The 22,671-nt window shown below is 63.8% G+C and carries 24 protein-coding genes and 1 riboswitch; of the genes, 16 read left to right on the top strand and 8 right to left on the bottom strand.

What is annotated here, in order from left to right; translation table 11 throughout:
• Window positions 1-113 precede the first annotated feature (113 nt).
• Window positions 114-707, top strand: a complete 594-nt coding sequence (locus EJ069_RS16680) for a TetR/AcrR family transcriptional regulator (RefSeq protein ID WP_126062230.1) — start codon at window positions 114-116, stop codon at window positions 705-707.
• A gap of 131 nt (window positions 708-838) precedes the next feature.
• Window positions 839-1,819: a hypothetical protein gene (locus EJ069_RS16675; protein WP_126062229.1), complete on the top strand. Its 981-nt coding sequence runs from the start codon at window positions 839-841 to the stop codon at window positions 1,817-1,819.
• On the opposite strand, the gene bluB is transcribed toward EJ069_RS16675, so the two are convergent.
• Complete coding sequence (gene bluB / locus EJ069_RS16670; RefSeq protein ID WP_126062228.1) at window positions 1,820-2,545, bottom strand: 5,6-dimethylbenzimidazole synthase; 726 nt, start codon at window positions 2,543-2,545, stop codon at window positions 1,820-1,822. It abuts the gene before it with no gap.
• A 42-nt stretch (window positions 2,546-2,587) separates the two neighbouring features.
• Window positions 2,588-2,765: riboswitch (cobalamin riboswitch) on the bottom strand.
• 115 nt (window positions 2,766-2,880) lie between these two features.
• Here bluB and EJ069_RS16665 point away from each other — a divergent pair.
• From EJ069_RS16665 to EJ069_RS16640, 6 genes are all read left to right on the top strand, one after another.
• A complete protein-coding gene (locus EJ069_RS16665) occupies window positions 2,881-3,807 on the top strand; it encodes a histone deacetylase family protein (protein ID WP_126062227.1) in 927 nt (308 codons plus the stop codon).
• Between the two features lie 3 nt (window positions 3,808-3,810).
• Entirely contained in the window at window positions 3,811-4,062 is a 252-nt protein-coding gene (locus tag EJ069_RS16660; protein ID WP_027164646.1) for an exodeoxyribonuclease VII small subunit, read from the top strand.
• Between the two features lie 44 nt (window positions 4,063-4,106).
• The gene (locus EJ069_RS16655; RefSeq protein ID WP_042641736.1) at window positions 4,107-4,373 is read left to right on the top strand and encodes a DUF2277 family protein; all 267 of its coding nucleotides are present in this window, start codon (window positions 4,107-4,109) and stop codon (window positions 4,371-4,373) included.
• Between the two features lie 9 nt (window positions 4,374-4,382).
• Window positions 4,383-5,303, top strand: a complete 921-nt coding sequence (locus EJ069_RS16650; protein WP_126062226.1) for a pirin family protein — start codon at window positions 4,383-4,385, stop codon at window positions 5,301-5,303.
• 441 nt (window positions 5,304-5,744) lie between these two features.
• Window positions 5,745-7,652: a 1-deoxy-D-xylulose-5-phosphate synthase gene (gene dxs / locus EJ069_RS16645; RefSeq protein ID WP_126062225.1), complete on the top strand. Its 1,908-nt coding sequence runs from the start codon at window positions 5,745-5,747 to the stop codon at window positions 7,650-7,652.
• 251 nt (window positions 7,653-7,903) lie between these two features.
• On the top strand, window positions 7,904-8,191 hold the full coding sequence (locus tag EJ069_RS16640; RefSeq protein ID WP_126062224.1) for a hypothetical protein: 288 nt from the start codon (window positions 7,904-7,906) through the stop codon (window positions 8,189-8,191).
• Here the strand turns inward: EJ069_RS16640 and EJ069_RS16635 are convergent.
• The gene (locus tag EJ069_RS16635; protein WP_126062223.1) at window positions 8,188-8,589 is read right to left on the bottom strand and encodes a GFA family protein; all 402 of its coding nucleotides are present in this window, start codon (window positions 8,587-8,589) and stop codon (window positions 8,188-8,190) included. The two genes, EJ069_RS16640 and EJ069_RS16635, sit on opposite strands and share 4 nt — an antisense overlap.
• A gap of 100 nt (window positions 8,590-8,689) precedes the next feature.
• Between EJ069_RS16635 and EJ069_RS16630 the strand changes: the two genes are divergently transcribed.
• The 3 genes from EJ069_RS16630 to EJ069_RS16620 all read left to right on the top strand — a co-directional run bounded on the left by EJ069_RS16630 (window position 8,690) and on the right by EJ069_RS16620 (window position 13,629).
• Window positions 8,690-9,466, top strand: coding sequence for a TlyA family RNA methyltransferase (locus EJ069_RS16630; RefSeq protein ID WP_126062222.1), 777 nt, complete (start codon window positions 8,690-8,692; stop codon window positions 9,464-9,466).
• Window positions 9,463-10,704, top strand: a complete 1,242-nt coding sequence (locus tag EJ069_RS16625) for a class I SAM-dependent RNA methyltransferase (protein WP_126062221.1) — start codon at window positions 9,463-9,465, stop codon at window positions 10,702-10,704. The genes EJ069_RS16630 and EJ069_RS16625 overlap by 4 nt, the downstream gene beginning before the upstream one ends.
• Before the next feature lie 168 nt (window positions 10,705-10,872).
• Complete coding sequence (locus tag EJ069_RS16620; RefSeq protein WP_126062220.1) at window positions 10,873-13,629, top strand: caspase domain-containing protein; 2,757 nt, start codon at window positions 10,873-10,875, stop codon at window positions 13,627-13,629.
• A 131-nt stretch (window positions 13,630-13,760) separates the two neighbouring features.
• Here EJ069_RS16620 and EJ069_RS16615 read toward each other — a convergent pair whose 3' ends face one another.
• From EJ069_RS16615 to EJ069_RS16590, 6 genes are all read right to left on the bottom strand, one after another.
• Window positions 13,761-14,432: a transglutaminase-like cysteine peptidase gene (locus tag EJ069_RS16615; RefSeq protein WP_189341595.1), complete on the bottom strand. Its 672-nt coding sequence runs from the start codon at window positions 14,430-14,432 to the stop codon at window positions 13,761-13,763.
• 189 nt (window positions 14,433-14,621) lie between these two features.
• Entirely contained in the window at window positions 14,622-15,011 is a 390-nt protein-coding gene (locus EJ069_RS16610; protein WP_126062219.1) for a type II toxin-antitoxin system VapC family toxin, read from the bottom strand.
• Window positions 14,998-15,273: an AbrB/MazE/SpoVT family DNA-binding domain-containing protein gene (locus EJ069_RS16605; RefSeq protein ID WP_126062218.1), complete on the bottom strand. Its 276-nt coding sequence runs from the start codon at window positions 15,271-15,273 to the stop codon at window positions 14,998-15,000. Before EJ069_RS16605 ends, EJ069_RS16610 begins: the two co-directional genes overlap by 14 nt.
• Window positions 15,274-15,348: 75 nt before the next feature.
• Window positions 15,349-16,761 (bottom strand): metalloprotease TldD, encoded by a 1,413-nt coding sequence (tldD, locus tag EJ069_RS16600; protein WP_126062217.1) that lies wholly within the window; start codon window positions 16,759-16,761, stop codon window positions 15,349-15,351.
• Between the two features lie 99 nt (window positions 16,762-16,860).
• On the bottom strand, window positions 16,861-17,328 hold the full coding sequence (locus EJ069_RS16595; RefSeq protein WP_189476425.1) for a YbjN domain-containing protein: 468 nt from the start codon (window positions 17,326-17,328) through the stop codon (window positions 16,861-16,863).
• A gap of 77 nt (window positions 17,329-17,405) precedes the next feature.
• Window positions 17,406-17,945, bottom strand: coding sequence for an invasion associated locus B family protein (locus EJ069_RS16590; RefSeq protein WP_126062215.1), 540 nt, complete (start codon window positions 17,943-17,945; stop codon window positions 17,406-17,408).
• A 327-nt stretch (window positions 17,946-18,272) separates the two neighbouring features.
• Here EJ069_RS16590 and coxB point away from each other — a divergent pair, with 327 nt between their 5' ends.
• From coxB to EJ069_RS16565, 5 genes are all read left to right on the top strand, one after another.
• Complete coding sequence (coxB, locus tag EJ069_RS16585) at window positions 18,273-19,154, top strand: cytochrome c oxidase subunit II (RefSeq protein ID WP_126062214.1); 882 nt, start codon at window positions 18,273-18,275, stop codon at window positions 19,152-19,154.
• 38 nt (window positions 19,155-19,192) lie between these two features.
• Window positions 19,193-20,842, top strand: a complete 1,650-nt coding sequence (gene ctaD / locus EJ069_RS16580; protein WP_126062213.1) for a cytochrome c oxidase subunit I — start codon at window positions 19,193-19,195, stop codon at window positions 20,840-20,842.
• Window positions 20,843-20,912: 70 nt separating this feature from the next.
• Window positions 20,913-21,857 carry a heme o synthase gene (locus EJ069_RS16575; protein WP_126062212.1) on the top strand — a complete coding sequence of 315 codons (945 nt, stop codon included), beginning with the start codon at window positions 20,913-20,915 and terminating at the stop codon, window positions 21,855-21,857.
• A complete protein-coding gene (locus EJ069_RS16570; protein WP_112125881.1) occupies window positions 21,854-22,045 on the top strand; it encodes a hypothetical protein in 192 nt (63 codons plus the stop codon). The genes EJ069_RS16575 and EJ069_RS16570 overlap by 4 nt, the downstream gene beginning before the upstream one ends.
• A complete protein-coding gene (locus EJ069_RS16565) occupies window positions 22,045-22,671 on the top strand; it encodes a cytochrome c oxidase assembly protein (protein WP_126062211.1) in 627 nt (208 codons plus the stop codon). The genes EJ069_RS16570 and EJ069_RS16565 overlap by 1 nt, the downstream gene beginning before the upstream one ends.

Below are 22,671 nucleotides of genomic sequence, written 5' to 3'. Positions count from 1 at the left end.
CCTGCTCCTCGACAAGGGTGCATACCACAATTACATACGTTGCGTATGTGAGATAGTTCATACGCCGCGTATATCAATTGGCATACGAAGCGTATGTGAATAGGGCCAGAGCCATGCACAGACCGCGCAAGGAGATGATCGCCGAGACGCGCGCCAAGCTGATCGCGGCCGCCCGCCACGCCTTCGGCACGGTCGGCTATGCCGAGTCCTCGATGGACGATTTCACCGCGTCGGCCGGCCTCACGCGTGGCGCGCTCTACCATCATTTCGGCGACAAGAAGGGGCTGCTGCAGGCGGTGATCGCCGAGATCGACGGCGAAATGGCCTTGCGCGTCAACGAGGTGGCCTCGAAGGCGCCGACCCGTTGGCAGCATTTCGTCGACGAATGCACCACCTATATCGAAATGGCGCTGGAGCCGGAAATCCAGCGCATCATGTTCCGCGATGGCCCGGCGGTGCTCGGTGACCCGGCGCAGTGGCCGAATGCCAGCGCTTGCATCGCCTCGATGACCGACCACCTGACGAAGCTGCAGGAAGAGGGCGTGGTCGTCGCCGATGTCGACCCTGAAACAACCTCGCGGCTGATCAATGGTGCCAGCAGTCAGGCCGCGCAGCGCATCGCCAATTCAAATGATCCTGAAGCCACCTCGAAGAAGGCGATCGCCGCCTTCAAGCAACTGCTCGAAGGCTTGCGCAGCAAGCCGTGACGGTGCGCTTGGTTAACTTATTTGCCGGGTTGTGCACCGCTTTCAGGCCGGCGCAACCCTGCCGTGATTGACAATCAAAGGGGCGAGCGCATCCTCCCTTCCCATTCTCTTAAGGGCGGGAGAGTCGGGGCATGTGGGACTTCAGCATCGCCAGGTCGGTCTCCATCATGATGCGGACATGGCCGTTCATCGTCTTTCGCATGATCGTCTATTTCGGCATCACCGTCGCTTACATCATGGCGACCGGCACGGGCGCCAGCGTCGGCTACGGCGTCGGCCACATCTCGACCGATCCGGATGGCCCGATGTCCTTCGCTCTCTGGGGCGGCGTGGTCGGCTTCGGAATCGTGTCGATCGCAGTCTACTGGATCCGCGAATATATCCTTTATGTGCTGAAAGCCGGCCATGTCGCCGTCATGGTGCATCTGATCGACGGCCATGAAGTGCCCGACGGCCAGGGCCAGATCGCCTATGCCAAGGAAGTGGTCAGCCAGCGCTTTGCCGAGGCCAATATCCTTTTCGTCGTCGACCAGTTGGTCAAGGGCGCCATCCGCGCCATCACCGGCCTGATCGGCGGCATCGCCGCCTTCCTGCCCATTCCCGGCCTGAGCGGCATCGTCAGCTTCATCAACACGGTGATCCGCCTGTCTCTGACCTATGTCGACGAGATCATCCTCGGCTACAACATCCGCATCAATTCGAACTCGCCCTTCGAGACGGCCAGGCAGGGCGTCGTGCTCTACGCCCAGAACGGCAAGCACATGATCAAGAACGCCGTCTGGTTGGCGGTGATCATGTGGGGCGTGTCCTTCGTCATCTTCCTATTGATGCTGGCGCCCGCGGCCGCGATCCTGTGGGTCATGCCCGGACAATTGGCCGGCTGGGCCTTCATGCTGGCCATCGTCTTTGCCTGGGCCTTCAAGGCGGCCTTCATCGAGCCCTTCGCCATCGCCTCGCTGATGCAGGTCTATTTCGAAGCCATCGAAGGCCAGGTTCCCAATCCAGAATGGGACAACCGGCTCGCCGAGGCGTCGTCCAAATTCAGGGAGCTGCGCGACAAGGCGCTGGGCTCCTTCGGCGGCTCGCGCTGGGATACGCCGCGAGCCGCTTGATCATTGCTGGCGACCTAGCCTTGCGATCGCCGATTTGAGCGGCGCCTCGCCGGCGCCGCGAAACGTCTCGCTCATCACCAACTCGGGCAGCGGCAGGCGCTTGCCCCAGCCATGCGCTTCGAGGTCGGGCCTCGGCGCGAATTCCGAGACGCGGCCGACGCACAGATAGGCGATCGGCGTGACATGCTCCGGGATCGACAGAAGCCGTTTCAGCGCCTCCGTCTCGATGATGCTCACCCAGCCGACGCCGACGCCTTCGGCGCGTGCCGCCAGCCAGAAATTCTGCACCGCGCAGACGGTGCTGTAGAGATCCATCTCCGGATTGTGCCAGCGCCCGAGCGGCGAGTCCTTCGAGCGCTGCCGGTCGCAGGTGATGCAGAGATTGAGCGCGCTTTCGCATATGCCTTCGAGCTTCAGCTTGCGGTAGAGCGCCTGCCGCTCCGCCTCGATCGCCGGCAATTCCTGCTCGCGCGCGGCGAGGAACAGGTTGCGCACCTGTCTGCGCCGCTCGGCATCGCGGATGACGATGAAGTTCCAAGGCTGCATGTAGCCGACAGACGGCGCATGGTGAGCGGCGGTGAGAAGCCGCGCCAGCACACAATCGTCGAGATCGTCGGCTGTGAAATGGCTGCGCACGTCGCGCCTGGTGAACATCGCCCGGTACACCGCGTCGCGCGCCAATTGGTCAAAGTCGTCGCCACACGCGGCGATCGCTGCTGCCGTCATCGCTTTTCCCCTTGCGACAAGCCGTCCCCCGCCTGACCAAGCGGACGACCATGTCTGCCGGGCCGGTCTTCTGGCTCGGGATCGTCCCGCTCCGGCGCCTTCCCGTCATGGACAGTGGCTTTTGCCGGCGCGGTCCCCCTCACAGCGTTGGGCACGCCACGGAATAAAACCGTGTTCCCGATTCTCCCGCGTCGCGGGCACCAGGCAGCGGAATGACCTTACCGCGAAGTTCGGCACCCGCCAATGGTGCGGACGACATGGGCTGGCGCAATTTCCCCAGCCATTCGGCTTTTCAAACATGGTCATTACGGCTGCGGGTGCCTAGATTAGGCGCCATGGCCACCCGTCTCTACACGCACCCAATCTTCCTCGAACACCTCACGCCGCCCGGCCACCCCGAGCGGCCCGACCGCCTGCGCGCCATCGAGCGCGTGCTGGACGACGAGGCGTTCTCGGCGCTCGACCGCGTAAAGGCGCCGGAAGGCGATGAGAAAACCATCCTCTATGCGCACCCCGAGACTTTCGTCGAGTGCGTGCGTGCGGCGATCCCTCGGACCGGCATTGTCTCGATCGATGCCGACACCAGCGCCAGCCCGAAAAGCTGGCAGGCCGCGGTGACGGCGATCGGCGCGGCCAATGCGGCGATAGACGATGTCTTCGAGGGCCGAGCCTCGAATGTCTTCGTCGCCGCCCGTCCGCCTGGGCATCACGCCGAAAAGACGACGGCCATGGGTTTTTGCCTCTTCAACACGGCGGCGATCGCTGCCCGTTACGCGCAGAAGAAGCACCAGGCCGAGCGTGTCGCCATCGTCGATTGGGACGTCCATCATGGCAATGGCACGCAGGACATCTTTTGGGACGACCCGTCGGTGCTCTACTGCTCGACGCATCAGATGCCGCTTTACCCGGGCACAGGCGCCAAGAGCGAGACCGGCGCCGGCAATATCGTCAACGCGCCGCTCGCGCCGCGGACCGGCAGCGACATGTTCCGCGACGCCTTCCTGTCGCGCGTGCTGCCGTCGATCGATGCCTTTGCGCCGGACCTGATCATCATTTCCGCCGGCTTCGACGCGCATCACCGCGATCCGCTGGCCGAGATCAACCTGACCGAGGACGATTTCGACTGGGCGACCGGGCAGTTGATGGAGCGCGCCGGCCGCCACAGCTCCAACAGGCTCGTCAGCCTGCTGGAAGGCGGCTACGATCTGCAGGGACTGGCATTTTCAGTCGCCGCCCATGTCGGGCGGCTGATGAAGGGATAGGGTATGGCAGTGGAAGGCAATGAGGACGTCAAGGCGATGAGCTTCGAGCAGGCGCTCGACGCGCTGGAGAAGATCGTCGACGATCTGGAGCGCGGCGACGTCCCGCTCGATCAGTCGATCAAGATTTATGAGCGCGGCGAGGCGCTGAAGGCGCATTGCGACCGGCTGCTCAAGGCGGCCGAGGACAAGGTCGAGAAGATCAGGCTGTCGCGCGACGGCAAGCCGGTGGGAACGGAGCCGCTCGACGCCGAATAATCCGGAATAGCGTAGGCAGAGCAAGCAGGTAAGGAGTTCAAGCCATGTGCCGCAACATCAAGACCCTGGCCAATTTCGAGCCGCCGGCGACCAATGACGAGGTGCATGACGCGGCGCTGCAATTCGTGCGTAAGCTGAGCGGCTCGACGAAACCGTCCAAGCGCAACGAGCATGCCTTCTATCACGCCGTGGAAGCGATCGCCGCCGCCGCGCGCGAATTGATCGACTCGCTCGAAACCAGCCAGGAACCGCGCAATCGCGAGGAAGAGGCCGCCAAGGCGAAGGCCAGGTCGGCGTTGCGTTTCGCCTGAAGGACAGTCATGAGCTTTTTTCCGGGAAACGATCCTGAACCCGGCGATGCCTTCGCCTGCGATCAGATCGAACTGATGGTCATCCCGAACGCCAAGGACATCGGCGGCTTCGAGGTTCGCCGCGCCTTGCCGACGGCAAAACGCCGCCTGGTCGGGCCGTTCATCTTCTTTGATCGCATGGGCCCGGCCATCCTGCGCGCCGGCCACGCGCTCGATGTGCGCCCGCACCCGCATATCGGGCTCTCCACTGTCACCTATCTGTTCGACGGCAAGATCAGGCATCGGGATTCGCTCGGCACCGAAATGGTGATCGCGCCGGGCGACGTGAATTTGATGACCGCCGGGCGCGGCATTGTTCATTCCGAACGCACGCCGGAAGAATTGCGCGGCGCGCCGATGTCGGTCTCCGGCCTGCAGACCTGGCTGGCGCTACCGGACGGCAAGGAGGAGATTGCCCCGGTTTTCGCCAACACGTCCGTGGCCCGCTTGCCGCAGATCGATGCCGAGGGCGTCAGCGGCCGCGTCGTCATCGGCGAGTTCTCGGGCCTGCGCTCGCCGGTCGCAACCGCTTCCGACACGCTCTATGCCGATCTGCGCCTGGCGACGGGCGCCAGCGTGCAGATTCCCGCCGATGCCGAGGAACGAGCCATCTACACGCTGGAGGGCGACGTCTCGATCGCCGGCGATGTTTTTCCGGCCGAGCGGCTTCTGGTGTTCAAGCCGGGCGAGGAGATCGTCGTCTCCTCCGAGCGCGGCGCGCATTTCATGCTGTTCGGCGGTGCCTCGCTCGGTTCCCAGCGCTACATCTGGTGGAATTTCGTCTCGTCCTCGAAGGAACGCATCGAACAGGCCAAGCAGGAATGGAAGACAGGCCGCTTCGATATCGTTCCTGGCGATGAGGAGGAGTTCATTCCGCTGCCTGAGGGTTAGTTCTCGAGCACACAGAATTTTTGACGGCTCGGATATGCGTTTCTAGGTGCATGCCTTGGCGATTGGCCGAAACGTCCCTTGCGTCGTCATCCTATGGCGGAGCAAGGAGCGAAGCGACGCGGCGCAGACCATAGGATCCATGCCGTGACTTCCAAGCGTTGCAACGGTGCAGAATTCTGCTCCGCTGCGCTCTTCGGCCAGAGTCACGGCACGGATTCCAGGGTCTCCGCGACGGAGCTTCGCTCCTGCTTCGCCCTGGAATGACGACGTTGGGAGGGCTTCCGCCAATTCCAGCCGTTTTCGATGGCTTGCCAAAATAAGCAGCGCCACGCGTCACTGGCGCGCATTTACATTCGCCCGGCGGCGGCCTATGCCGCGCATGATTATGGCGCAATCTGCTGGTAGCGCCGTGTTCGATCGATTGAGGCAGGACGCGCCCGAGTGAAGCCAGACACGCCGCTGCTCGACAAGGTTCGCATTCCCGCGGACCTGCGGACGCTCGATGAGAGCGCGCTACCGCAGCTTGCCGCCGAACTCCGCGCCGAGCTCATCGACGCCGTGTCGCAGACGGGCGGCCATCTCGGCGCCGGCCTCGGCGTCGTCGAGCTGACGGTTGCGTTGCATTATGTCTTCAACACGCCGGACGACCGGCTGATCTGGGACGTCGGCCACCAGGCCTATCCGCACAAGATCCTGACCGGCCGCCGCGACCGCATCCGCACGCTGCGCCAGGAAGGCGGCCTCTCCGGTTTCACCCGGCGGGCCGAGAGCGAATACGATCCGTTCGGCGCCGCGCATTCCTCGACCTCGATTTCGGCCGGTCTCGGCATGGCCACGGGACGCGACCTGTCGGGTGGCCGCAACAATGTCATTTCCGTCATCGGCGACGGCTCGATGTCGGCCGGCATGGCCTTCGAGGCGCTGAACAATGCCGGCGCGCTGGATGCTCGCCTCATCGTCATTCTCAACGACAACGACATGTCGATCGCGCCACCGACCGGCGCCATGAGCGCTTATCTGGCCAGGCTTGCCTCCGGCAAGGCCTATCTGGGCTTGCGCGATTTCGGCAAGAAGCTGACATCCTATCTCGGCAAGCGCGCCGACCGCGCCATCACCCGCGCCGTCGAGCATGCGCGCGGCTATGTGACCGGCGGAACGCTGTTCGAGGAACTCGGCTTCTACCACATCGGCCCGATCGACGGACACAATCTGGAGCATCTGATCCCCGTGCTGAAGAATGTGCGCGACAACGGCAAAGGCCCGGTGCTGATCCATGTCGTGACCCAGAAGGGCAAGGGCTATGCGCCGGCGGAGGCCGCGGCCGACAAATATCACGGCGTCAACAAGTTCGACGTCATCACCGGCGCGCAGGCCAAGGCGCCGGCCAACGCACCCGCCTACACCAAGGTCTTCGCCGAGAGCCTGATCCAGGAAGCGCGCGAGGACGAGCGCATCGTCGCCATCACCGCCGCCATGCCGAGCGGCACCGGCCTCGACCTGTTCGGCGAGGTGTTCCCGAAGCGGACCTTCGATGTCGGCATCGCCGAGCAGCATGCGGTGACCTTCGCCGCGGGGCTGGCCACCGAAGGCTACAAGCCCTTCGCCGCCATCTATTCGACCTTCCTGCAGCGCGCCTACGACCAGGTCGTGCACGATGTGGCGATCCAGAAGCTGCCGGTGCGTTTTCCCATCGATCGCGCCGGCTTCGTTGGCGCCGACGGCGCCACCCATTGCGGCGCCTTCGACACGACCTTTCTCGCGACACTGCCGGGCTTCGTCGTCATGGCCGCGGCCGACGAGGCGGAGCTTCGCCATATGGTGCGCACGGCGGCGTCCTATGATGACGGTCCGATCGCCTTCCGCTATCCGCGCGGCAACGGCGTCGGCGTCGACATGCCGGAGCGCGGCTCGGTTCTCGAGATCGGCAAGGGCCGCATCATCAAGGAAGGGACCAAGGTCGCACTGCTTTCCTTCGGCACGCGGCTGCAGGACTGCCTGTTGGCTGCCGAGGAGCTCGGCGCCGCGGGCCTCTCCACCACCGTCGCCGACGCCCGCTTCGCCAAGCCGCTGGATGAGGATATGGTCCGCCGGCTCGCCCGTTCGCATGAAGTGCTGGTGACCGTGGAGGAGGGCGCTATCGGCGGCTTCGCCAGCCAGGTCTTGCATTTCCTCGCCCATGAAGGCCTGCTGGAAAGCGGCCTCAAGGTGCGCCCGCTGGTGCTGCCGGACGTGTTCACCGACCATGCCAAGCCCGAGAAGATGTATGCCGACGCCGGCCTGGATTCGGCGGGAATCGTGCGCACGGTCTTCGCGACGCTCGGCCATGGCGTGCAGGCGCAGCGCGCCTGAATCAGGACTTCAACACGCTGAATCGGTTTGCCGGCTTCCGGCCGTAAGCTTTTGTTAAGGCTTCCGTTTGGCGGTTCGCTTACCCTGTCTCTTGGCCGATTTTCAACGGCGCCCTGCTAAGACCTTGGCCCCAGAGCAATTCCAGGAAAAGTGTGAGCGGTTTTCCGCCCGGAATTGCGTAAAAACAAAGGGATAGAGCGGTTCGCCGTTTCACTGAAACGGTGAAACGCTCTAGGCAGGGGATAAGAACAATGAAGTCGTTCCTTTGCGGCACGGCCTTGCTGGCCGCCATGGCCGCGCCGGCGACAGCCGAAACGCGTTACGACCGCAATATCGAAAAGGCGGCGATGGACATCGTCGCCGGCAAGATGGGCAGCATCCGCGGCGGCTTCTCCTACAAGCAGAGGCCTCAACTCGTCGTGCTGCCGGATGCTACGCCCGTCGCACCCACTCCGGTTGAACCGCCGCGCAAGGAAGCCTCCGGCAATGACGGCCTGACACCGGCCGTCGAGCGCCGCGTCTCCCGAACCGTTTTTTAGAACCACAGGTCGCGCACGCAGCGCCCGTCGCGCGGCAGGTCGTCGAATGTGTCCAGGCCATCGAAATGGTCGATCGGCAGGTCGGCAACCTCCTCGGGCGGCGCCAGCCTGACATTGACGGCGACGCGCGTGCGGCCGCTTTTGCTGGAACGCAGGCCGCGCCAGGCGAGGACGCAGGCGCAGGTCGGGCAGAACAGGATCTCCAGCGCGGGCTCGGCCACCTCGGCGCGTGTGTAGGACTTCAGCTGTCCCCCGATGCGGATGCGCTCGTCGAGATAGTCATACGCCCAGAGCGTGCCGTAGCGGCGGCAAAGCGTGCAGTTGCAGGCGGTGATTCCGCCGGGATCGCCTTCCAGCGTCCAGTGGGCAGCGCCGCAATGACAGGTCCCCTTCAGCATCGACTCCTCCGATCGACAGCCCGCGTGGCGGCATTCTGCAGTCTCTTGCGCGGTATTCAAACCCATTGCGTTAGCGCTTGGCTTTCGCCAATGAAGGCCGATGAATTCCCCATTGCCATTAAGCCAGCGCCAGCGGCTCGATGAATTGCTCGTCGGGCGCGGCCTGTTTGCCAGCCGCTCACGCGCCCGCGACGCGATCGAGCGCGGCACGGTGACGGTTGACGGCACAATTGCCCGCAAGCCCGGCCAGCCCGTTGCACCGGACTGCGTGGTCGCCATCGACGATCCGGCCCAGGCCTATGTTTCGCGCGCGGCATTGAAGCTGATCGCCGGCCTCGACCATTTCGGCCTCGATCCTTCCGGCAGCGAGGCGCTCGATATCGGCGCTTCAACCGGCGGCTTCACCCAGGTGCTGCTGAAACGAGGCGCGGCGCATGTCACGGCGATCGATGTCGGCCACGGCCAGATCCATCCCGATATTGCCGGCGACCCGCGCGTGACGGTGATCGAAGGGCTGAACGCCCGAGATTTGACGGCAGCCGATCTCGGCGGCCGCGTTGCCGATTTCCTTGTCTGCGATGTCTCCTTCATCTCGCTGAAGCTGGCGCTGCCGCCGGCGCTTGAGCTGGCGGGCGAGGGCGCCAGGGCAGTCCTTCTGGTCAAGCCGCAATTCGAGGCCGGCCGCGAGGCGATCGGCAAGGGCGGCATGCTGAAGGATCCAGGCGATGCCGAGCGCATTGCCGGGAATCTGCGCGATTGGCTCGCCGGCATTATCGGCTGGCGCGTGCTGGGACTTCACCCGTCGCCGATCGAAGGCGGCGACGGCAACCGCGAGTTCTTGCTCACTGGCATCAAGGACGCAGGACCGTTGCGATGAGCGCACGCTTCACCATCGCCAGGCTGGGCTCCCAGGGCGACGGCATCGCCAATGCCGAGGGCGGGGAGGTTTTCGTCCCGTTCACGCTGCCGGGCGAGACGGTCACCGCCGCGCGCCAGAAGGACCGCGCCACCCTGGTGTCGGTGCTGGAAGCCTCCCCGCTCAGGATCGACCCCGCTTGCCGTCATTTCACCGAATGCGGCGGCTGCGCGCTGCAGCACTACGAGCCCGCAGCCTATCAGGAATGGAAGCGCGAAAAAGTCGTGCAGGCGCTGAAGGCCAAGGGTATCGCTTGCGAGGTCGCCGCGCTGGTGCCGTGCGCGCCGCACAGCCGCCGCCGTGTCACCTTCAGTGCCAGGCGCACCGAGGCCGGCATGCTGCTCGGCTTCGTGCGCGCGCTGTCGTCGGAGATCATCCCGATCGAGGAATGCCCGATCTCGCTTCCGGCGATCGTCGCGGCGCTCGATAAGTTGCGCGTCCTGGCCGGATTGGTCTGCGCCACGCCGAAAGCGTTTCATATGACGGTGACCGTCACTGCTTCCGGCCTCGACATTGCGGTTCATGATGCCGGCAAGCTTGGCGACCACCAGCGCCGCATCGCCTCCAACTTCGTCATGGCCGAGGGCCTGGCCAGGCTGTCCGTCGATGGCGAGATCGTCGTCGAGCCGAAGAAGCCGGTGGTGCAGTTCGGACCGGTCGCCGTCGCCGTGCCGCCCGGCGCCTTCCTGCAGGCGACGGAAGCCGCCGAGCAGGCGATGGCCGGTCTCGTCGGCCAGCATCTGTCGCGCGCGAAGAAGGTCGCGGACCTGTTTGCCGGCTGCGGCAGCTTCGCGCTTCGGCTGGCGGCGAAATCCGAGGTTCATGCCGTCGAAGGCGAAGCCGCGGCACTTGCCGCGCTCGATCGCGCCTACCGCTTCGCCACCGGCCTGAGGCGGGTGACCAGCGAACGCCGCGACCTGTTCCGCAGGCCGCTGACCTTCAAGGAGTTGAACGCCTTCGACGGCCTGGTCTTCGACCCGCCGCGCGCCGGCGCCGAGGATCAGTCGAAACAGATCGCCCGCTCCAACGTGCCGCTGGTCGCGGCCGTCTCCTGCAATCCGGTGACGCTGGCACGGGATTTGCGCATCCTTCTCGACGGCGGCTACACGCTGAAAAGTGTCATCCCGATCGACCAGTTCCTGTGGTCGCCGCATGTCGAGGCCGTGGCCTTGCTGGAGAAGCGGAAGCGGCGGCGCTAGTCGACTGGCGGAGGTTCGCTGGAAAAATTGTGAAGTCTCTGTTCTTTCGGTGAAATCGCGCCCTAAAGCCGCCTTTTTGCCGGACCTTAATTTCGCTGTTAGGGAAACATTCCTGCCTCCCCGGCGTTATCGCTTGGGATGGATGGCGAACAAGGATGGCGAATTGCTATGCTCTCGCTTCGGAAAGTCATCGGTCTTCTCGTTCTTCTCATCGCGTTCACCGTCGCGTCCGCGACCGGTGTGCTCGCGCAACAGCAGAAACGTCTCGCTTTCGTCATCGGCAACGCCGCCTATCCGTCCGATGCGCTGGTCACCTCCGCGAACGACGCCGGTCTGATCGCGCAGACCCTGCAGGCAGCCGGGTTCGATGTGGTCGGCGCGCGCGATGTCGACCAGGAATCGCTGCGTGGCGCGCTGCGTGATTTCCTTGCGAAAGTTTCCGCCGCCGGTCCGGACGCTACCGTTTTCGTGTACCTCGCCGGCCGTGGCGTGCAGTTCGAAGGCGAGAACTACTTCTTGCCGGTCGATGCCCAGATCGCCAATCCGGCCGACGTGCCGCTCCAGGCCATGCGGCTCTCCGACATTACCAAGTCGCTGGCCGGACTGCCGACGAAGGTTAATATAGTCGTCCTCGACGCGGCCCGGCCGAATGCCCTCCCCAAAATGAGCCAGCCGCTGGCCAGCGGGCTGGCGCTGGTCGACCCCGACCCCAATATGCTGATCGCGTTCAACGCCGCTCCCGGAACGGTTGCGCCGGAAGGCAAGGGCCCATACGGCGCCTATGCCCAGGCGCTCGCCGAGATGATGCGCGACGGCGGCTTGTCGCTCGATGAGGTTTTCGACCGCACGCGGCTGCGCGTCAACGAGGTGACGCAAGGCGCCGAAATCCCGTGGAATGTCTCGAAGGTCGATGCGCCTTTCGTCTTCTTCGAGCGCGCTCCGGACGCGCCGCCGCCGAAGGTTTCCGAGGCCGAAGAACGGACCAACCGGACCAGGGCGATCCGCGACTTCAATGCGCACGACGCCTATCTCGCGGCACTCGATCGCGACACGATGCGCGGCTACGAGGATTTCATCGTCGCCTATCCGCACGACCCAATGGCCAAACGCGTGCGCGCCATCATCGCGGCGCGGCGCGAGGCGATCACCTGGCGTGAAACGTGGCTGCGGGACACGCCCGAGGCCTATTGGTCCTATCTCGAACGCTATCCGCACGGGCCGCACGCCTGGGACGCACGGCGCCGGCTGGAGCATTTCGACGCCGAGCTCGAGCCACCGGCGAGCTTCACAGTTATCGTGTACGATGTGCCGCCGCCACCGGAGGACGAAATCGTCTATATCGATAGGCCGGTGCTCTATTTCGACGATCCCGATTTCGATTTCGAGCCTCCGCCGCCGGTCGACGTGATATTCCTGCCGCCTCCGCCGCCGGATTTTGTCGTGCTGCCGCCGCCTCCGCCGCCGGTCGATGTTTACGTCCTGCCGACGCCGGTCTTCGTCCCCGTGCCGGTCTGGGTCAGGCCGCCACGCGACATCGTGCCGCCGCCGGATAACATCATTTTCAACAACATCCACAACACGACCGTCATCAACAACATCAATAACACCACGATCCGCAACGAGACCGCCAATCAGGCCGGGCAGCCAAACGGCAATGCAGAGGGCGGCCTCACCACCGGCCAGAAAATGACCGGAGCTGCCATCGGTGCCGGCGCGACGCTGGCGGCCAGGGTCGCGCTGCCGCCGCTCTTGAAGAAGAGGGCGGCCGTATCCGGTCAGGCCCAGTTCAACCAGAATCAGGGCGCCTTGCCGCTGAAGCCCGGCCAGGGTGTGGCGCAGGGCCAGCAGCCTGGTGCTGCCGCTCCGCTGTCGAAGAACCTGTCCACCCGCAAGCTCGGAACCGACCACGCCTTGCCGGGAGCCGATGGCAAAACGCTGCCGCTCGTCAATGGCAAGCCTGTGCTCAACGGCCAGAATCTGCCCAACGACAGGTCGAGGAGGCTGCTTGGCAAGCAGGGCATCGTGGGCCAGCAGCCGACGGGAAATGCCGGCACCGCGGCGACTGGAGAGCAGGGCACGGATCAGCAGAAGGGCAAGAAATTCCGCAGGCTGCCGACCGTCAACGGCTTGCCGGCCGATAACGGGGTGAGCGCACAGGAAAAATTCAGGAAGAACAATCCGAATGCGTTGTCCGACCAGGGCAACGGCAAGCCGAAAAGGCTGACGCGCAAGGATTTGTCAGCCGGCCAGTCCATAGTTGAACCAGGCGATCAAGGCTCGGCCAACAGAAACAACAAAGTCAGGAAATTCGGCAAGCTGCCGACCGTCAATGGTGAGCCGGCTGACAACCGGCCGAGCGTGCAGAAGGACCTGAGGAAGAACAATCCGGACGTGTTCTCCGACCAGGGCTCGATCGACGGGAACGTCAAGAAGTTCCGCAGACTGCCGACTGTCAATGGTGCGCCGGCCGACAATGGGCCGAGTATGCAGAAGCGGCTCAGGAAGAACAATCCGGACGTGTTCTCCGACCAGAGCTCGATCGACGGGAACGTCAAGAAGTTCCGCAGACTGCCGACCGTCAATGGTGCGCCGGCCGACAATGAGCCGAGTATGCAGAAGCGGCTTAGGAAGAACAATCCGGATGTCTTCTTCGGCGAGAATCAGGGCTCCGCCGGCGGGAACGACGGGGCCAGGAAGTTCCGCAGGCCGCAGAACGAGGAAGGTTCCGTTGGCCCCGAAGCCAACGTCCAGCGCAACTTCAAGGTCAACCGGCCGAACGAGAATGTGCAGCGCCAGCTCGAGCTTCAGGAGAATTCCAACGCTCAGGAGCGGCGTCTGCCACAACAGCCGAAGGAACAACCGCCGCAAGGTAACAACAAGAAATTCGCCTGCGGCAACCCGGGCGAGCCGCCCTGCAAGCAGTAGCGGCAGGGGTTGGACAGCAATTCTCCGTCGATAGGCCGGAGTTTCCTGGCTCATCGCCTGCAAATCAAGAGATCGCTGGCTCGCGGCGCTTCAGCCGATGCTGGCTGCACGGGACAGGGGGACTATTCGGCCTATGAGCTCGGCGATAGCCGCTTTGCCGTGCCGCCACGCTGGTTGATCGAAACCCAGGTGTTCGGGTTCTGCTGCGACTGCCGCTTCAGGAAATAATAGCCGGTCGCGTTCCACGGCCTAACCTCGTCGACCAGATTGTCTAGCACGAGATCGCCCTTGTCGGTTTTCACCGTCAGGATGGTGTGGCCCTCGTTGTGCAGGTCGCGAACCACCGTCATCAGCAATGCCTGCCGGGGAAATCCTGCTTCCTGAAGAAGCTTGCGCTTGTAGAGCGCGTAGATCTTGCAATCGCCCTTGCCGTCCACGGGATAGTCCCAGTGGTCCATCATCGTGCCCCAGTGATCGTAGTTGCTGACGGGCTTGATGGAGCGGTTCGCCTTCTGGTTGACCCGCTTGAGGATGCTCATGTTTTGCGCGGTCAGCTTTACGCTGGTGGCCGGCAGCGCAGGCACCTTGCATTCTTTCGGCCGGCGATGACAGAAGTCGAGCCACCCATAAGGGACGCTGGTACTTGCACCGACCGTGGCGGAACTGGCGACAGGTCGTGTCGACGCTAGCTTGAACAGCGACGACTGCGCCGCCGAAGGGCTGACACAGAACGATGAAACACCAACCGACGAAACAAGGCCAAACAGGAAGGAAGAAGTCAGGACGTGAGGGGATCGCTTCACTGCCAACACCACCGCAACGAGGAGACTGGTGACAGGCTAACGCGCAAACGCCAGCCTGGCCAATTAAACAATTAATAATGTCCTAACACGATTGTGTTCACTTCAAGGTGGAGGCTGCCTTCAAGTCGGAATGCGAGCATCAACCTGGCGGACACTGCGGCGAGGTCATAGTCCCGACCGCGGCTGGCTTCATGCCTCCCGCACACCTTCAGACCCAGCCGCCTTTGCAGCTTTTACGAAATTGCGGTCAAAGGTTGCAAAGCCGGTACAGTGGGTTGATTTACCCAGATGCAGCGCATCCGCGAAATCAACGCCCGCCTCGACCAGATCGAGCGCTGAAGCGACAACAGGGGCATCTTCGATCTCGACCGTAGGAAGCCCGCCGAACTTCCGCAGTGCCCTGACGATATCAGGCCGGTCATAGCCATAGGCGCTGCGTAGCACCCACTCGGTTCCCAGGATCACTGTGACGGCCGCAAAGACCTGTTGACCGTCGATCAACCGCCGGGCGCGCTCAGATTGTTCGGGGTGGTCGTTCGTCAGGTAGCGAACAACAACATTCGTATCAATCGCGAGCATGGCGCCGCCGTGCTTCGGCGAGGACGCCCGCGTCCATTTCTTCCAATGTCTTCGGCGCGCCGCGGGATGGCAAGGAGCCGAACACGTCTTTCGGCTGCGTCGCCGCGAATGCGGGCGCCAGCTTCAAAAGTACGCCTTCCGACGTTTCCTGAACTTCAAGCCGCGTTCCAGCGCTCCACTCTCTCCGTTTCCGGATGGCGCTGGGCAGAATCACCTGCCCCTTGGTCGAGACTGTGGTCGTGAGCTTTTCAGAAGCAGACATGGCACTTACCTATGTAAGACAAAGGTAAGATAGATGGCGTGAGCGCCGAATTCAAGTCATATATTGGCTCGAACCTCAAACCCTGGTGCCGCCCACGGTCATCTGGTTCATCCGCAGATGCGGCTGGCCGACGCCCACCGGCACGCCCTGTCCGGCCTTGCCGCACATGCCGATGCCGGTGTCGAGCTTCATGTCGTTGCCGACCATGCTGACGCGGTGCATGGCGTCCGGACCGTTGCCGATCAGCATCGCGCCCTTGATCGGCTGCGTCACCTTGCCGTTCTCGATCATATAGGCTTCGGTGCAGCCGAACACGAATTTGCCGGACGTGATGTCGACCTGGCCGCCGCCGAAGGAGACGGCGTAGATGCCGTTCTTGACCGAAGCGATGATCTCTTCCGGCTGCATGTCGCCCGCGGTCATGTAGGTGTTGGTCATGCGCGGCATCGGCTGGTGCGCATAGCCCTCGCGCCTTCCGTTGCCGGTCGCCTTCATGCCCATCAGCCGGGCGTTCTGGCGGTCCTGCATATAACCGACGAGCTTGCCGTCCTCGATCAGCACGTTGCGCGCCGACGGCGTTCCTTCGTCGTCGACGGTGAGCGAGCCGCGCCGCTCGGGGATGGTGCCGTCGTCAACCACCGTGACGCCCTTCGCCGCCACCTGTTGGCCCATCAGGCCGGCGAAGGCCGATGTCTTCTTGCGGTTGAAATCGCCCTCCAGTCCGTGGCCGACCGCTTCATGCAGCATCACGCCCGGCCAGCCGCTGGAGAGCACGATGTCAAACGTCCCGGCGGGCGCTGGAACGGCCTCGAGATTGACCAGCGCTTGCCGGAGAGCCTCGCTGGCCGCATGCTTCCAGCTTTCCTCGCTGACGAACTCGCCGAAGCTCTTGCGGCCGCCCATCCCGTAGGAGCCGCTCTCCTGCCGGTCGCCGCTGCCGACCACGACCGAGACGTTGATCCTGACCAGCGGGCGGATGTCGCGCACGATCTGGCCGTCGCCGCGCACGACCTCGACATGCTGCCAGGATGCGGCGAGCGAGGCCGTCACCTGGCGCACGCGCGGATCCTTTGCGCGCAGCCAGCCGTCGATCTCCTGCAGCAGCTTGGCTTTGGCCTCGAAGGAAGGCGAGGGGATGGGGTTCTCGTCGCCATAGAGGTGGCGGTTGGTGCGGGCCGGCGCGCCGGCAAGCGTGCCGGAATAGCCGCCCTTGACCGCCGAGACGGCATCGGCGGCGCGCAGCAGCGAGGCTTCGGAAAGATCGCTGGAATGCGCATAGCCGCTGGCCTCGCCGGCCACGGCGCGCAGGCCGAATCCCTGATCGGTGTTGAAATTGGCCGTCTTCAGCCGGCCATTGTCGAACATCAGCGCCTCGCTCTCGCTGTATTCGAGGAACAGCTCGCCGTCGTCGGCGCCCTTGATGGTCTCGGTGACGATCTCCTTGACGCGATCATCGGAAATATCGAATTGGCCGATCAGGCTGTTCATGGCAAATTCCATTCGTGGAAACAAATCTTGCAACGGATGTAGGCGCGAAGCTGCCGTCGCACAATCGCCAACGAGATGAAGCCGGCGATTGCGACGCCGTCACCTGCCGTTGATGAAGTCCTTGATGTTGCCGGCCATCGCATTCCAGTTGGAGAACTGCTCCTCCAGATTGGCCCTGGTGATGCCGCCGGCGAAGCTGACATCCATCTTGAAATTCGAGCCGTCGCCCGAATAGGCCTTCACCCAGCGGTACTTTGCGTTCCAGGCATTGGCCTGGTCGGCGGTCAGCGGATCGGTGTAGCCGGTCGAGAACTGCAGCGACTTGCAGTTCTCGTGGTCTTCGCAGCCGTAGAAATAGATCACGTATTTGACACCCTCGACACGGCCGGAAATCATCGGGTCGCCATTGTCGTCCTTGTCCATCCTGGCCGAGCCGAAGCCCTTGGCGATCTCGAGAACCGTCGCGGGGTCCGGCGTCTGGAGGATTTCCGCATCCTCGGCCCGGGCTGCAGAGGCCGCGCAGGCAAGCGCCAGACCTGCAATGGAAATGGACAGCGTCGCGCGCATCAAGCCTCCTGGCCGCCAAGCGCGCATCACCGCCGCGCCTCGGCATGAGGCACGGCCGCTGCGCGTGGGCGCCAAGATCAAGGTAGGGCGGCGAAGCCTTCCGCAAAGCCCTTGAGGTCGACGGGAATGCCGATGCCCTCTTCCGGCGTCTGGAAGACGATGAAGGTGGCCGAGGTGCCGCTCTTCAACGTGTCGAGCAGCGGCTTTTCGAGGATCACCTCGGCATAGCAGCCATCCTGGAAGCAGCGCACGAAATAGGCGCGGCCGATATCCTTGCCGTCGACATTGAGACCGAGGCCGTTGGGCAGGAGAACGCCGAGCGGCGCCAGCACGCGCAGGATCTCCGCCTTGTTGTCGGCGGTGCGCAGCACCACGACCGAAAGCCCCATTTCAGGGCGATCCTCGGCGACGACATTCTGCATCATCACGCATTGCTCGGAGGTCGCTCCCGCCGGCGTGTCGCAGATGATCGACCATGCGCCATGCGTCGACTTCACCGTGCCGCTGGGCGGCGTGGCGTTGTTCGGCGAGGCGGCGCCGCCTACGGCTATGCCGACGCCGAGCAAGGCGACGGCAAGAACGACCTTCGCCAAGGTTCTCGAAAGCCAGGAAGTCATGACGGCTCCATTGCGAATCACGGCACTTTAAGCTGCGCCCGGGCCAAGTAAAGGACGAGACCATCGCCGGTGCGCCCCGATACCGGCAATTGCGTGCTTTTCCAAAGCAAATTCGCCCGAATTGGGGCCGCCCGGCATATAGCATGGCGAGCGCCGAACACGGCCTTCGGGCTGCGCGCAAAAATGCCGCACGGTTTCCTCCGCTCCTTTCTTGCGGAGGGAAAAAGAGTATGGTTTGAACCACCCAGGGACAGACCGGGATTCCCAATCCCGGCATCGTCCGCTATTGGTGCGACAAGATCGCGGGAAGTGGGAGACGAGAGGGCGATGAGGAAATTCCTGGCAAGCGCTAAATTCTTGGCAGGTACGGCAGCTTCGGCCGTGCTCTTTTCCCGCGCGGCCCGTGCCGACCAGCCGCGGGAATGGGAGGTGAGCTTCCAGGCTCCGGCCACCGACATGATGCGGCAGATCGAGCGGTTCGGGAACTACACGATGTGGTTCATCGTCCCGATCACCGTCCTCGTGCTGGTGCTTTTGCTGGTCTGCATCGTCAAGTTCCGCGCCAGCGCCAATCCGGTGCCGTCAAAGACCAGTCACAACACGCTGATCGAGGTGATCTGGACGGTCGGGCCGGTGATCGTGCTCTTGCTCATCGCCATTCCCTCCTTCCAGCTGCTCACTGCGCAATACACGCCGCCGGAAGAAGCCAAGCTCACCGTCAAGGCGACCGGCAACCAGTGGAACTGGGATTACGAGTACCAGGTCGACAAGACCTTCTCCTTCAACTCGGCGGTTTTGCAGGATGGCGACCGCGCCAAGGCCGGCAAGGAGGATCGCGCCCTCTATCCGCGCCTGCTCGCGGTTGACAACGAGCTGGTTGTCCCGGTCAACACCACGACCCGCGTGCTGATCACCGCGACCGACGTCATCCATTCCTTCGCCGTGCCGTCCTTCGGTATCAAGATGGACGCCGTTCCCGGCCGCACCAACGAGACCTGGTTCAAGGCGGAGAAGGAGGGCCTCTACTACGGCCAGTGCTCGCAGCTCTGCGGCAAGGACCACGCTTTCATGCCGATCGCGGTCCGCGTCGTTTCCGATGCGCAGTTCAAGACCTGGCTGGAAGCGGCCAAGACCGACGTGCCCGCCGCCAACAAGGCGCTGATGGCCGAGATCGATGGTACCAACAAGGTAGCGGCCGCCGGCAACTGATGCCGCGGGTTAGCAAGATTTAGGGAACGGAGCGGAACATGGCAGAGGCTGCAGCTCACGATCACGGCGACCACAGGCCGCATGGCTGGGTCCGCTGGGTCTACTCGACCAACCACAAGGACATCGGCACGCTCTACCTGATCTTCGCGATCATGGCCGGCATCATCGGCGGCGCGCTCTCGGTCGCCATCCGCATGGAGCTGCAGGAGCCGGGCATCCAGATCTTCAGCGGTCTGGCTCAGATGGTCTACGGCATGCAGGGCGACGCCGCCATCGACGGCGGCAAGAGCATGTACAATGCCTTCGGCGCCGCGCACGGCCTGATCATGATCTTCTTCATGGTCATGCCCGCGCTCATCGGCGGCTTCGCCAACTGGATGGTGCCGATCATGATCGGCGCGCCGGACATGGCCTTCCCGCGCATGAACAACATCTCCTTCTGGCTGCTGCCTCCGGCCTTCATCCTGCTGCTCTCCTCGATGTTCGTGCCGAGCGCGCCGGGTGCGTTCGGTGTCGGCGGCGGCTGGACGATCTACCCGCCGCTCTCGACCTCCGGCCAGCCCGGGCCTGCGATGGATCTGGCGATCCTGTCGATCCACATCGCCGGCGCCTCGTCGATCCTCGGCGCCATCAACTTCATCACCACCATCTTCAACATGCGCGCTCCCGGCATGACGCTGCACAAGATGCCGTTGTTTGCCTGGGCCGTGCTGATCACCGCCTTCCTGCTCCTGCTCTCGCTGCCGGTCCTGGCTGGCGGCATCACCATGCTGCTCACGGACCGCAACTTCGGCACCGCCTTCTTCGTGCCGGACCAGGGCGGGGATCCGCTGCTCTTCCAGCACCTGTTCTGGTTCTTCGGCCACCCCGAAGTGTACATCCTGATCCTGCCGGGCTTCGGCATCATCAGCCACATCGTCTCGACCTTCTCGAAGAAGCCCGTCTTCGGTTATCTCGGCATGGCCTACGCCATGGTCGCGATCGGCGCGGTCGGCTTCATCGTCTGGGCGCACCACATGTACACGACCGGCCTGTCGCTCGACACGCAGCGTTACTTCGTGTTCGCCACCATGGTCATCGCGGTGCCGACCGGCGTGAAGATCTTCTCCTGGATCGCCACCATGTGGGGCGGCTCGATCTCCTTCAAGCCGCCGATGCTGTGGGCGCTGGGCTTCATCTTCCTGTTCACCATCGGTGGCGTCACCGGCGTCCAGCTCGCCAATGCCGGCCTCGACCGCTCGCTGCACGACACCTATTTCGTGATCGCCCACTTCCACTACGTGCTGTCGCTAGGCGCCGTGTTCGCGATCTTCGCTGGCTGGTACTACTGGTTCCCGAAGATGACCGGCTACATGTACTCGCCGGTGATCGCCAACACCCACTTCTGGGTCACCTTTGTCGGCGTCAACCTAATCTTCTTCCCGCAGCACTTTCTCGGCCTCGCCGGCATGCCGCGCCGCACGGTCGACTATCCTGACGCGTTCGCCGGCTGGAACATGATCTCGTCCTACGGCTCTTATATCGCGGCCGTCGGCGTCGCGATCTTTCTCTACGGCGTGTTCGAGGCCTTCCAGAAGAAGCGCGTCGCCGGCGCCAACCCATGGGGTGAGGGTGCCACCACGCTCGAATGGCAGCTGCCTTCGCCGCCGCCGTTCCACCAGTGGGAACAGCTGCCGAAGATCAAGTAAGGCAGCCCTATTACGAGACCGCCGGACAGCCGGCGGTCTTGGCCAACGGAATAACGGACTTTAAGTACGCATGGCCCTTGCCGACCACAGATTGATGAAGGACGCGGGCTTTCCCATATCGGAAGCGACTGCGGGCGATTACTTCGCCCTGCTGAAGCCGCGCGTCATGTCGCTGGTCGTCTTCACCGCCTTTGTCGGCCTTGTCGCCGCGCCCGTGGCCATCAATCCGCTGCTGGCGATGATTGCCATCCTGGCGATCGCCATCGGCGCGGGCGCTTCTGGAGCGCTCAACATGTGGTACGACGCCGACATCGACGCGGTGATGACCAGAACGGCATCCCGTCCAGTGCCGGCCGGCCGCGTCACGCCGGGCGAGGCGTTGACCTTCGGTCTGGTGCTGTCGGTGCTGTCGGTGATGACGCTCGGCGTGTTGGTCAACTGGCTGTCGGCATCGCTTCTTGCCTTCACCATCTTCTTCTATGCCGTCGTCTACACCATGTGGCTGAAGCGCTGGACGCCGCAGAACATCGTCATCGGCGGTGCTGCCGGCGCCATTCCGCCGGTGATCGGCTGGGCCGCGGTGACGGGCTCGGTCAGTCTCGAAAGCGTGATCCTGTTCCTGATCATCTTCCTGTGGACGCCGCCGCATTTTTGGGCGCTGGCGCTGTTCAAGTCCGACGACTACGCCCGCGCCGGCATCCCGATGATGCCGAACGTCGCCGGCCATGCCTCGACCCGCCGGCAGATCTTTTCCTATGCGCTGATCCTGGCGCCGGTCGGCGTGCTGCCCTGGGCGCTAGGCTACACCACGGCCGGCTATGGCGTCGTCGCGGCCATCCTCGGCGCGGGCTTCGTCTGGTATGCCTGGAAAGTGCTTGGCATGGCCGACGACGATCGCGCGATGAAACCGGCCAAGGCGCTCTTCGGCTATTCGCTGCTCTATCTCTTCGCCATCTTCGCCGCCTATCTCGTCGACTGCGTGGTCGGGCGCGCCCTCATGATGGGGGGAGCATGACCGTGGCCGACAAGAAGCTCGAACTGGTCACGTTGACGGAACGCCAGCAGAAGGCGCGCCGCAACCGGTCCATCGCCATCGCTGTCGCGCTGGCGGCATTGGTCGTCATCTTCTACGCCGCCACCATCGTGCGCTTCGGCCACCAGGGCGCCAGCCTGACCGGCTCGGGCCTGTTGGGAGGCGGCTGATGAGCGGCGACGTGAGCAAGCCGCGCAAGGTGAACAACGGCATCGTCGCCGCGGTCTGCCTCGCCTTCTTCACCGGTATGGTCGGCATGGCCTATGCGGCCGTGCCGCTCTATAAGATGTTCTGCCAGGTCACCGGCTATGGCGGCACAACGCAGCGCGCCGAGAAGCAATATGCCGGCCGCGTGCTCGACCGTGACATCACCATCCGCTTCGACGCCAACACCAACGGCATTCCGTGGCAGTTCGAGCCGGTCGCCCGCTCGGTGGCGATCAAGATCGGCGAGACGACGCAGGCGCATTACAGCGCCACCAACAAGTTCGACCGCCCCATCACCGGCCGCGCCTCGTTCAACGTGCAGCCGGAAATGGCCGGCGCCTATTTCAACAAGGTGGAGTGCTTCTGCTTCACCGACACGACGCTGAAGCCCGGCGAGACGCTGGACATGCCGGTCGTGTTCTATGTCGATCCAGAGATCGTCAACGTGCCGGAACTCAAGGACTTGAAGACCATTACCCTGTCCTACACGATGTTCCCGGTCGAAAAGAAACAGCCGGTCGCCTCGTCGGCGCCGGCCGCTGGCAGCAGCAAAAAAGTTCCAGATTCCGAAGCAAGCCTCGGGGGTTGA

The organism is Mesorhizobium sp. M2A.F.Ca.ET.043.05.1.1 (assembly GCF_003952445.1).
Classification (GTDB): domain Bacteria; phylum Pseudomonadota; class Alphaproteobacteria; order Rhizobiales; family Rhizobiaceae; genus Mesorhizobium.
Note: the sequence above shows the minus strand (reverse complement) of the source record. Positions and strands in the feature narration are given on the sequence as shown.